Here is a 12,108-nt window from a genome sequence, read left to right as displayed (position 1 = left end):
TTTCCACAAACATGAATTAGGTTACATAATATAATTATATTCTATTTCGTAAAGCGAAATTAACTGCTTCAACTGCATGTATATGAGTTGTGTCAAATATCGGAATGCATACGTCTTCCTGCTTTATTAATAATCCTATTTCTGTACAGCCTAATATAATTCCTTGTGCCCCTTGTTGTACTAACTCTTCTACAACTCTTTTATAATACTCTCTAGATTGAGATGTTATCTTTCCTAAACATAATTCTGTATATATTACTTCATTTATCTTATCTCTAGCTTTTTCTGATGGAACCATTACTTTTATATGATTCTCTTCTATGCGTAATTTATAAAAGTCTTGCTCCATTGTATATTTAGTTCCAAGTAAACCAACCTTTTGAATATCTTTCCTTTTAATTTCTTTCGCAGTTGCATCAGCGATATGTAAGACTGGAATATGAATATTTTCCTTTATTTTCTCAACTACTTTGTGCATTGTATTTGTGCAAATAATTATAAACTCTGCTCCCCCACTCTGTAACGAATATGCTGCATTCCCTAATACTTCTCCTGCTCCATTCCAATCTCCGCTAGACTGGAATCGTTCAATCTCTTCAAAGTCCACACTATAAATCATACATTTTGCTGAATGTAACCCCCCTAATCTCTCTTTTATTTCTTCATTTATGATTCGATAATATTCAGTAGTTGATTCCCAACTCATACCACCAATTAAACCTATTGTTTTCATTAAAACCAACACCTACCTTACACTATTTTTTAAGTGAATCACAACATTTTATTATGTATATTATACACAATAAAACAAGACTTTACGTTTGAAATATAAAGTCTTGTTTTAACTATTTCCAAGGAAATTTTATAAGAATATTCTGAAATTAACCTTCAAATGTTTTTATTGAATCTTCATATTGATAATGAAAACATTCTCGATACAACTGTTTAATTTCATCATATGATGGTACACGTGGATTATTTGCTGGACTTCCACTTTCAATTGCATCTGATGCCATTTTAGAAATAGCTGTTTCAAATTCAATTTCCCCAATTCCGTATTCTTTTAAATTTGGAATACGAAGATCAGAACAAAGTTTTTTGATTTCATCCAGCGTGTAGTCAGCTGCTTCTTCATCAGAATTCGAATATAAATCTTTATTTAAACTACGTCCAATTTTTGCTAATCTTTTCACCGCTCTTTCTTTCGTAAACTCCAACACTGTAGGTAATAGTATTGCATTCGATATACCATGTGGTACATGAAATAACGCTCCTACTGGCCTAGACATTCCATGAACGAGCGTAACAGATGCATTTGAAAATGCTATTCCAGCTTGTAAGGACGCAATCATCATCGCCTCTCTTGCCTCCATATTCTCTCCATCTTCATATGCAATACGTAAATATTTCATAATACTTTCAATAGCGGAAAGAGCAAGTACATCTGTAAGTGATTGTGAAACTTTAGAAATATATGCTTCGACCGCATGACATAATGCATCTATCCCTGTTGCAGCCGTAATATGAGGTGGTACAGAACGTGTTAAAATTGGGTCAATAATTGCTACTTGTGGGGTAAAACTTGGATGCTTCATCATCATTTTTACATCTGTTCGCTTATTCGTAATTACTGCTACACTTGTTACTTCCGATCCAGTACCAGAAGTTGTCGGGATTGCAATTAGTGGTAGCGGATCATTGTCTATTTCCATATCCTTTTGGACATAATCTTCCACTTCTCCACCATTTGTATATAACACGGCAACTGCTTTTGCGGCATCAATACAACTTCCACCACCAATACCGATAATAAAATCACACTTTCCTTCTTTACAAATTGATAACGCTTCTAACACGTGCATATTGGTAGGCTCAGCATTTACTTTATTATATGTAATAACAGTAATACCTTTCGTATTTAATTGTTGTATACACCTCTCAACATATCCTAAATTCTCCATAATTGTATCAGTAACTATAAACGCTCTTTTTCCCAGCTTCTTGGATTGTTCCCCCAATTTTTCAAGCGAATTTCTCCCATATAACACAGACTTCGGCATACGAAACTCAGCAACTTCTTGCAAGTACTCCACCCCTTCTTACCCTAATTAATGTTTTAGTCTATAAAATATCTATTTAATAAATCTATTTAATTCATATCGTACCTAATTTTAATAAATTCCTGTTAAAGTATAGAATGCAATAACCAAAAATACAGCAAGCGTTTTCAATACTGTGATAGCAAATATATCTTTATAAGATTGTTTATGAGTTAATCCAGTTACTGTAAGGATAGTAATAATAGCCCCATTATGTGGTAATGTATCCATTCCTCCCGATGCCATTGACACGATACGATGCATTACTTCTAATGGAATATCAAATTGATTGGCCGCTGCAATAAACTTATCTCCCATTGCACTTAAAACAATTCCCATTCCTCCTGATGCAGAGCCTGTAATACCGGCTAAAATATTCGTCGTTACTGCTCCATTCACTAGAGGATTTGTGAATGTGGCAGAAATACCATCTCTCATAATCGCGAATCCTGGAAGTGCTGCGATGACACCACCGAATCCAAACTCAGCTCCTGTATTCATCGTTGCAAGTAACGCTCCACCAATACTTGTATTCAATCCAGCTTGAAATCCTGTTACTACTCGTTTCCAATATAATAATAACGTTGTTACAATACCTATAATAAGTGCCAATTCTACTGACCAGATTCCAACTACTGCACTTAATTCTACTTTTCCAAATGCTTTCATACCAATTGCAGAAAAATCAAAACCATTCGGATACCATTTCGGTATCATAATAGTAAAAACTTTATTCATTACACCTACTAAAATAAGTGGTATAAAAGCAATCACTTGCTGAACTCTTGTAATTTCAATACCTTTAAGCATTGGCATATCTTTTTGTTCTACTTGCACTTGCAAAGAGGCTGCCATTTCAGTATTCCCATCGTTAAAACCAAAATACCCTTCTCCTGCTGCCTTCGCCTTCTTACGTCTACGCTCTAAATATAGTAAACCTAACGTGAGTACAAAAATTGCCCCTACAATACCAAGTATCGGCGCTGCATAAATGTCCGTTTTAAAAAATGTTGTAGGTATTACATTTTGAATTTGTGGTGATCCAGGTAGCGCATCCATTGTAAACGTGACTGCTCCAAGAACAATTGTTCCAGGGATTAAACGCTTTGGAATATCCGCTTGTCGAAACAACTTAGCTGCGAACGGATATACAGCAAACACTACTACGTACACACTAACACCACTATACGTTAAAATAGCACCCATTAATACAATCGCTAATATCGTACGTTTTTCACCAACTAACTCTATAATTGTCTTTGCAATCGAGTCCGCAATTCCTGACATTTCTACTACTTTCCCAAATATTGCCCCAAGTAAAAATACAGGAAAATATAGTTTAATAAAACCTACCATTTTCTCCATAAAGATATTCGAAAAGAAAGGTAATACAAAACTAGGCTCTGTCAAAAATACCGCAAATAATGCAAATATCGGTGCAAATAAAATAACAGAAAACCCTCTATAAGCTACAAACATTAGTAAACTAAGTGCTAATAATATAATAACTAGCTCCAATTATACCCCTCCTTTAAACGGAAAATTCAAAATTTTACAGATAAACTTCTACTTATCTTTTGATTCTGACATCCCTCCTCTTATTCATACAAATTTTTCATGCTAAAAATGTCTAATTATAAATATTCGATTACATATGAAAAATCCCTTTAAACAAAAACGATTTCATCGTCATACGTTATAAAGGGATTTTTAGTCTCTATATTTACTTCTTTACCAAACTATTATCTACACAAAAATGATGAAGTTCTTTTACATCATTTACTATATGAGTCGCACCAACTTCAGTCAATTCTGTTTTACTACCATAACCATATAAAACGCCAATTGAAGCAATTCCATTATGATTTGCACCTATTATATCGTGCTTTCTATCTCCAATCATAACAATGTTTTCTTTATTAAGTTCTTCATTTGTTTGTAAAATATACGCAATAATTTCTTCTTTTTTTATTCTCGTACCATCTAAATTACTTCCAATGATACCTTCGAAATAATTCATTAGTTGAAAATGCTCTATAACTTGTGCAGCAAATATAGTAGGCTTGGAAGTTGCTATAAATAAACGGTTTCCGGTATCTTTTAATTGTTTCAAAAGATTTGGAATACCCTCGTACACATTATTTTCTAACAATCCACGCTGCTTTAAATATTCCCTGAAATAAAAAACAGCTCGTTCTACTTCTCCTTCATTCATATTGTATCTTTCTACGAATGATTGCTGGATGGGTGGACCAATAAATGAATCTAACTCGCTTACATGCAATTCTTCAATTCCAATCTTTTTTAATGCATACAATTCCTTCTTTCAGATCCGTCAATGTTCCATCTAAATCAAATAGAAATGTTGTATACAAATTTAATCCCCCGCTTCTATTTACTTTACATATTATATAGAAGGCTTTTTCATGCCTACCTTTTACTATACTACCATTATTTATCTTTTCAAAAAATTACTCCTTCTATGTCACATACTTTCAGTTACAAAGTGTAATACATATGATAAAGTAAAAAAGTTACAATTATTTTAATAGAAACTGGTGAATCTAATGTCAATTACGTTAATTGTTATAATGGCTTTCACAATTGTTATTCACGCGGTTGAAACAAGCTCCTATAGTATTCGATTAGCTGGAGTGCGTTTAAAGAGAATTGCTGTTGCTTTGTCTGTCGTAGGCATGGTGTTACTTATTTCAAGAACATCTAACATGCTACAAGCCTTTTTGATCGGTGGGATTGTCGATGAGGCAAAACGAGACGCATCCATTAATTTAGAACATATTATACGGCTCGTTCTATTATCCGCCTCTGTCGGTACATTGATTACGATTATACTATATCCGACTTTAACCAAACTATTTGGATATGTCATTCAAAACTTTGAAACAGACGGTTCTTTCATTCGAATGATGAAAACAAATAACATTCAAAAATTAAAGTACACAAAAAAATATGTACGCTTCCCAAAATTAGAAATGATTCATAGACTACGCATTGGTGGTATTCCAAAACGTATTATGCTTATTAACATGTTTGCTACTGCTATTTATACAGCTGGTGTTCTTTCAGCCCTATATGCTTCTTTTTTACTTCCAGCTTACGCGACAAAAGCTACTACAGCTTCTGGACTTATTAATGGTTTTGCTACTATTTTATTAACAGTGCTACTAGATCCACGTATCGCTCTTTTAACAGAGCGAGCCCTTCAATCAGAAGAAGGTGCTGAAGCAATGAGTAAAATGTATGGCTGGTTAATGATTTCTAGACTTTTCGGTACGTTATTAGCACAACTATTATTCATACCAGGTGCTTACTGGATCACATGGATTATAAAACTAATGAATTAGTCCTCAATTAAAAAGCAGGTGGGATAACAAATGACAATACAAACAGAGCAAGATATAATTCGCTTAATAGAAAACGACGAATGGATGATGAACGTATTAAAAATGGCAAAATCACTAGAGTTACCTGATTGGTGGATTTGCGCCGGATTTGTTCGTTCTAAAATTTGGGATACTTTACATAACTATGAAGCTAGAACAACTATGCCTGATGTTGATGTAATTTATTATAATGGTTTACAAAAAGACGAGATATATGAACAATTATTAGAAACGAAATTAATGAATATTGATGCTACGATCCCTTGGTCGGTAAAGAATCAAGCTCGTATGCATGTAGTGAATAATATGCCACCATATTCTTCTTCTGTTGATGCTATTTCTAAATTTCCTGAAACAGCAACGGCTTTAGGAGTTACACTTGATGAATTAAACAACGTCATATTAACGGCCCCATGCGGTGTTGAAGATGTGCTTTCCTTACAAGTGAGACCAACAGATCATTTTCTTGAAACAAAAGAACGATTACATATGTACAACGCTAGAGTTAATAAAAAGCATTGGCAAAACAAATGGCCTAATATTACAATCACATATCCAGAAATATAGAAAAGGGTGCTTCTCATGTATAGAAGCACCCTTTTCTTCATTTCAAAAAATGCATGACTGTTTCTGCGAATCTATCTGCTTCCTCATAATGAGGTGAATGACCACTCTCTTCAAATACGATATATTTTCCGTTTCGAGCATCTTTATTAAATGTTGCAATTTGTTTCTTACACGTTACTACATCATGTTTTCCTACAATTAATAACATTGGATTTTGTATCTCTTTTATTTTTTGTAATAATGAAGTATGAACTGCTCCTTCTACTTTTAATTTATCAAAATGAATTTTGGAACGATTTGAAAACACTTCCCACTCTTCATCACTATATAAACTCTCGTCTGTCGCATCTTCCTTATAATTGTAAATCTCCATTCTATTTTCTTCTAATTCATTGCTTAGTCTTATATAAGCTTCTAGCAACTCTTCTGAACTCGCATTGCTAGATGAATAAGCGATGGACTCTTCTGCTACTTCTTCTTTTCCATACTTTTTTAATAAATCCCCTGCCTTTTGTAACAAAGCTCTACTTGTTAATGCAAAATCGAAAGTTGGCCCTTCAAATATTATTTTTTCTATTGAACTAGGATATATCGATGCATATAACAACGCTACATATCCACCGAAAGAATGTCCAATTACAGACCACCTCTCAATTTGTAATACTTTTTTTAGTTCCTCACAGTCTTCAATCAAATCATTTAATCCAAAAGCTTCGTCCTCAGTAATTTCTTCTGATCGACAAACACCTCTTTGATCTATCATTATTACATATAAAGAATCTTTTAAACGTTCCGCTTGATGAAATGAAAAATCATAGCAACTTTCTCCTGGTCCACCATGCAAGTATAGGACTGGTTTATTTTTAAGATTTCCATACGTTTCAACGTATAGCTTTTTCCCTCTAATGTTCATGTATTTCCCTGTTCCCATCAAATTCGCCTTTATAATCATCACCTTCTTTTTTACTGAATATTATAACACTTTATATTAAATAATCCCTATTACATTTAAAAAGACGATGATTATTGCAAGTGGCGCTACAAATCGAAGTAAAAACGCCCAACAAGTAAATACTTTCTTTCCATAATTTCCACCTACAAAAAACTCTGCTTCTTGCACCTTCTTTTCCATTTTGAATGAAACGAAAATACTAATAAATAGTGCTCCAAGTGGCATTAATATATTACTAGATAAGAAGTCTACTGCATCAAAAATATTCTTTCCGAAAATCGTAATATCACTCCATATTCCAAATGATAACGCGGATGGTATACCTACTAAGAAAATGCCGAAACCGATTATCCATGATAATTTCGTTCTCTTTTCTTGTTCACCATTTGCTAATGCTGACACTACTGTCTCTAGTAGAGAAAATGCCGATGTTAATGTTGCAAATGTAAATAATGCAAGAAATACTGTTAAGAAAAACCCACCGAATGGAATTTGACTAAATACCGATGGTAATACGATAAATAGTAATCCAGGCCCTTCTGTTGGTTCCATTCCTAATGAAAATACGGCTGGAAAAATAGCAAGACCCGCAAATAATGAAACAAATAAATTTAATCCAACAATTGTTATTGCTGATTTTGGTAAACTTTCTTTTTTATTTAAATAGGAACTATACGTGACCATAATCGAAATCCCGATACTAATTGCAAAGAATGATTGGCCCATTGCAAACAAAATACTTTCTGAAGTAATCTTTGAGAAATCTGGTTGTAAGAAAAACTTCACACCTTTCATTGCATTATCAAGTGTTAGTGAGCGAACTATAAGAGCGATAAATAAAACGAACAATGCTGGCAACATATATTTACTTGCTTTTTCAATTCCGTTTTGTACACCTTTTGATACAACCCAAATCGTAATAAACATAAAAGCGAAATGTCCCATAATCGCCCAAGCGGGATTTCCAATTGTTTCAGTAAATAATGCACCGTAATTTTGTCCCGGTGTAATTAGTTGTCCCGTTACTCCTCTGAATAAATAAATGAATACCCAACCACCTACAACGCTATAAAACGAAAGTAATATAAAACACGTTCCAACGCCAAGTCGTCCAATCCAGTGCCATCCTGTATTCGGCGCGATACTTTTAAATGCTCCAACCGCTTGTTTCTGTGTACTGCGACCAATCATAAATTCAGCTATAAGTAGCGGTAACCCAATTAATACAGTAAATAATATAAAGATTAAAAAGAATGCTCCTCCCCCGCTTTTCCCAGCGATATAAGGAAACTTCCATATTGCGCCAAGTCCTATTGCCGATCCTGCTGCAGCCATTATAAAACCTAATTTCGAAGTCCATTGCTCCGTCTGTTTCATCTTATTTTCCTCCTAATTAAATCTTTTTATATAAATAATTAAATTTTATAAACTAATCCAAATAAACCCTCCATTTCTATTTCCATAAAATAAAAAAAATGGCTCAACGTCTCTATATAAAGAGACGCTAAGCCATTTACTTAACGCGGTACCACCCTTATTGATTCCATTATGAATCCACCTTAGTAGTAATCGTTTGATTACAAACCTAATATCGAAGGTTAACCGTTAAGATTTACTAAGAATGTAATTCCGTTCCACCTTACTGCTCCTAGGCGAGTTCAGGATGTCATTTGACTATGTCGCACCAACCCATAGCTCTCTGTACAAATACATGACCTTACTACTCCTATTCAACACATTTTAATATTTAGAATATATTTTCTTTTGAAATTAATATGAAGTATATCGGTTATATTTATAACTGTCAAGGGCTATATTAAAATTTGATGAGAAAGTGCTGAATTTTATGAACTAAAAAATCCGTTGTACTATAAAATAGCACAACGGATACATTTCCTTCCCCTATTATTAAGGGATAAGTCTTGTACAGTCCCTTGGAAAAGCACTCGCCTCTCGTACGTTTGTTAATTCTAAAAATTTATATACAACTCGTTCTAACCCAATTCCAAAACCACCATGCGGTGGACAACCATATCGGAAAGTGTTTAAATAAGATTGAAATGTATCTGGATGTAATCCTTTTTCTTTAAAAGAAGCAAGTAACATTTCATAATCATGAATTCGCTGTGCCCCTGATGTTATTTCTAACCCTTTATATAGTAAGTCGAACGAATCAGTAATAGACGGATTCTCATTATTCCACATCGTATACATCGGCCTAGCTTCTTTCGGATAATGTGTAATGAAAACTAACTCACTCTTATATGTTTCCTTCACATATTTGCCTAGTAGCTTTTCACCTTCTGTATCTAAATCCCCAATTGGCGACTCTTTCCGGTATTTATTTTTCAAAATTTCTTGCGCTTCTAACAATGTAATTTTCGGTATTTCTGTAATAACAGGTACTTCTATTTGTAATAGTTGTAGTTCTTTTTCACAGTTTTTTGCTACTTGTTGAAACATATATCGTAAAACATCCGTTTCTAATTGCATCACTTCATAAAAATCATGAATAAATCCAAGTTCTACGTCTAACGATATATATTCATTCAAATGACGGGAAGAATTATGATGTTCCGCTCTGTAAACAGGTGCAACTTCAAAAACACGTTCTAACCCTCCAGCTACCATCATCTGTTTATAAAACTGTGGTGATTGTGCTAAATAGGCTTCTTTTTGAAAGTATGGAAGTTTAAAAACATTTGCTCCCCCTTCTGCCCCTTGTGAAACAATTTTCGGAGTAAATATACGTGTGAAATCGTTCTCTATTAGAAATTCACTAAAGCCCTGAACAAGTGTAGATTTCACTTTAAATATCGCCGCGGTTCTCTCATGTCTTAATGATAATACCCGCTCATTCAGTAGTTGATCTAAGCCAACTTGCAATTTCTTTTTATTTATTTCAAATGGAAGCGGTTCTGCGCCATTTAATATTTTCACTTCATGAGCAAGAACTTCAACCCCTAATTCTGTTTTCGAAGTCTCTACTATTTGACCAACTACTTGCACAACACTTTCCACATCTACTTTAAACCCAGCTAACTCATTTTCTAATACACATTGCATAACTCCTGATCGATCCCTTATTAATAAAAAACTAACATTACCTAGATGACGAATCTTTTTTACCCATCCTTGAAGTAATACAACCTTTCCACTTTGCTCCGTACATTCTTTTGTGAGTGAACGCTTCATTATTTGACCCATTACATTTCCCTCCATTAATTGTATATTTATTTACGTTATTGTTGTTGTCATCGTCATCATCCACGGTCACTCACCTCCCTTCAAAGAATACAAAAATCCGCCCCTATAAATAGGGACGGATTTTTCCGCGGTACCACCCAAATTGTCATAATGACCATCTTAGCCCTGATAACGGTAGGTACCGTTTGCTTTTACTAATTATCACGTTCAAAGCAACACTCACAGGTGTCTTTCCATCATGCGGTATCGCAATCTTCTCAGCAACCGATTGCTCTCTGTAGACCTTTGCATCATGTACTTTTCCTGATCCTCACTTTTTATATTTACAGAGTATTCTATCTCTTTGTTTTGTAAAACGCAAGCCTTTTTAAATATATTTTCATTTTTCATATCCAATTTTGTACAATCTCCTCTAACGCCATTCCACGTGAGCCTTTTAATAATACGATGTCCTTTTTCGTTATAACTTTTAATACTTCCTCTGCTATCTTGGCTTTGTTATTAAATGACTGTATTTTTCCTGTATCATATTTCTTTCTCGCTTCTTCCGCTACAATTTCAGCTAATTCTCCAAAAGTGAATACATATTGAATGCTCTCTTGATTTAGCATTTTACCAATTTCTCTATGATATGTTTCAGCATTCTTCCCTAACTCCAACATATCCCCAATTACTATGATTTTTTTCTTATAAGCATTTAATCTCTGAAACGTTTCAATTGTAGCCTTCATTGAAGAGGGACTAGCATTCCACGCATCATTAATAATTGTAAAACCTGTTTTAGCAGTTAAAAATTGAAAGCGCATATGAGTAATATTTACTTGACGCAATGCTTCCTGTATTTTTTCTGTAGGGACATTATGATATTGACCTATAGCGATCCCGACAATCGTATTTAAAACATTATGTTTTCCATGTAAGGGAACATCGTACTGTATTTTTGAATCATTTAATTTAAAATGAACACCATATTCATCTAATTGCACGTTTGTTGGAAACAAATCGTTTGTATACTTTTCACCAAATGCCTTACAATTTATACTCGATAGATTCTTATTTTTCAAAAGCAATGGTTCATCACCATTATACAAACATAGTCCTTCATCTTTTAAACCATCAATAATTTCTAATTTAGCCTTCGCAATCTCTTCTCTTGATCCAAGCGTTTCTAAGTGTGACTGTCCAATCATTGTAATGATCGCTACATCCGGCTGCGCTATTCGTGATAGATTTCGAATTTGTCCTTTTTCACTCATTCCCATTTCAAGTATTAAAAACTCTGTATCTCGTTTCATTTCTAAAATTGTTAACGGCAAACCGATTTGACTATTTAAATTTCCCTTCGTTTTATGCACTCTATAAGTTGAACTTAAAATGCCTCCTATTATATCTTTAACTGTTGTCTTTCCGTTACTACCTGTAATACCAATTACTTTTACACCTAATTCATTCCGATAAAATTTTGCCAATTGTTGCAAAGCAAACAAAGTGTCATCTACAAATATAATCGGCAGCCCTTTTGGCGGAGTACCATAAGACTTTTTCCATAAGGAAGCGACAGCTCCATTATCCATTGCCTCTTTCACATAATCATGTCCATCTTTCACCCTAATGATTGGAACAAATAAATTTCCTTCTTTAATGCTTTTGGAATCTATACAGACACCATGTATTTCTATATGATGAAACGATTCGTGTAATCCTTCTCCATCTACTATCTCTTCAAGTTTTTTCAAATTCATTTGAATCAAATCATCACCTTTTTCCATTTTATTACATAAATTCATTTTCATTTACGCATATTAATAAAGTGAAACTTTAATCAGTAGGGGTTCATCCCCACTGATTATTAGTTGAACCAATCGGGCTTTTACGGACA

Annotated in this window: 9 protein-coding genes, 1 pseudogene and 2 other annotated features; of the genes and pseudogenes, 2 read left to right on the top strand and 8 right to left on the bottom strand. The window is 33.8% G+C overall.

The genetic code is table 11. The annotated features are described in order from the left end of the window. Positions 1–34: 34 nt before the first annotated feature. From KZZ19_RS10520 to KZZ19_RS10505, 4 genes and pseudogenes are all read right to left on the bottom strand, one after another. Positions 35–733 (bottom strand): aspartate/glutamate racemase family protein, encoded by a 699-nt coding sequence (locus tag KZZ19_RS10520; RefSeq protein ID WP_088096271.1) that lies wholly within the window; start codon positions 731–733, stop codon positions 35–37. Between the two features lie 148 nt (positions 734–881). Continuing rightward, the gene (gene eutG / locus KZZ19_RS10515) at positions 882–2,084 is read right to left on the bottom strand and encodes an alcohol dehydrogenase EutG (RefSeq protein WP_088096270.1); all 1,203 of its coding nucleotides are present in this window, start codon (positions 2,082–2,084) and stop codon (positions 882–884) included. Between the two features lie 87 nt (positions 2,085–2,171). After that, a complete protein-coding gene (locus KZZ19_RS10510) occupies positions 2,172–3,617 on the bottom strand; it encodes a GntP family permease (RefSeq protein ID WP_088096269.1) in 1,446 nt (481 codons plus the stop codon). A 205-nt stretch (positions 3,618–3,822) separates the two neighbouring features. Beyond that, a pseudogene (locus tag KZZ19_RS10505) lies at positions 3,823–4,474 on the bottom strand (HAD family hydrolase). A 192-nt stretch (positions 4,475–4,666) separates the two neighbouring features. Here KZZ19_RS10505 and KZZ19_RS10500 point away from each other — a divergent pair. Together KZZ19_RS10500 and KZZ19_RS10495 are read left to right on the top strand one after the other, a co-directional pair. Continuing rightward, positions 4,667–5,464: a lipid II flippase Amj family protein gene (locus KZZ19_RS10500; protein WP_088096268.1), complete on the top strand. Its 798-nt coding sequence runs from the start codon at positions 4,667–4,669 to the stop codon at positions 5,462–5,464. A gap of 30 nt (positions 5,465–5,494) precedes the next feature. Continuing rightward, positions 5,495–6,070, top strand: a complete 576-nt coding sequence (locus KZZ19_RS10495; RefSeq protein WP_098342596.1) for a nucleotidyltransferase family protein — start codon at positions 5,495–5,497, stop codon at positions 6,068–6,070. 37 nt (positions 6,071–6,107) lie between these two features. On the opposite strand, the gene KZZ19_RS10490 is transcribed toward KZZ19_RS10495, so the two are convergent. The 4 genes from KZZ19_RS10490 to KZZ19_RS10475 all read right to left on the bottom strand — a co-directional run bounded on the left by KZZ19_RS10490 (position 6,108) and on the right by KZZ19_RS10475 (position 11,998). After that, complete coding sequence (locus tag KZZ19_RS10490) at positions 6,108–7,022, bottom strand: alpha/beta fold hydrolase (RefSeq protein ID WP_098342597.1); 915 nt, start codon at positions 7,020–7,022, stop codon at positions 6,108–6,110. Positions 7,023–7,058: 36 nt separating this feature from the next. Then, positions 7,059–8,399 carry a sodium-dependent transporter gene (locus KZZ19_RS10485; protein WP_088096265.1) on the bottom strand — a complete coding sequence of 447 codons (1,341 nt, stop codon included), beginning with the start codon at positions 8,397–8,399 and terminating at the stop codon, positions 7,059–7,061. A 117-nt stretch (positions 8,400–8,516) separates the two neighbouring features. Beyond that, positions 8,517–8,765, bottom strand: a binding site (T-box leader). 165 nt (positions 8,766–8,930) lie between these two features. After that, positions 8,931–10,229 (bottom strand): aspartate--tRNA(Asn) ligase, encoded by a 1,299-nt coding sequence (aspS, locus tag KZZ19_RS10480; RefSeq protein WP_237981012.1) that lies wholly within the window; start codon positions 10,227–10,229, stop codon positions 8,931–8,933. A 108-nt stretch (positions 10,230–10,337) separates the two neighbouring features. Continuing rightward, positions 10,338–10,549, bottom strand: a binding site (T-box leader). A gap of 66 nt (positions 10,550–10,615) precedes the next feature. Next, complete coding sequence (locus KZZ19_RS10475; protein ID WP_237981141.1) at positions 10,616–11,998, bottom strand: UDP-N-acetylmuramoyl-tripeptide--D-alanyl-D-alanine ligase; 1,383 nt, start codon at positions 11,996–11,998, stop codon at positions 10,616–10,618. Between the last annotated feature and the right edge of the window lie 110 nt (positions 11,999–12,108).

The sequence above is a fragment of the Bacillus thuringiensis genome, from assembly GCF_022095615.2.
Lineage (GTDB): Bacteria > Bacillota > Bacilli > Bacillales > Bacillaceae_G > Bacillus_A > Bacillus_A cereus_AG.
This window is presented reverse-complemented; position numbering and strand designations above follow the sequence as displayed.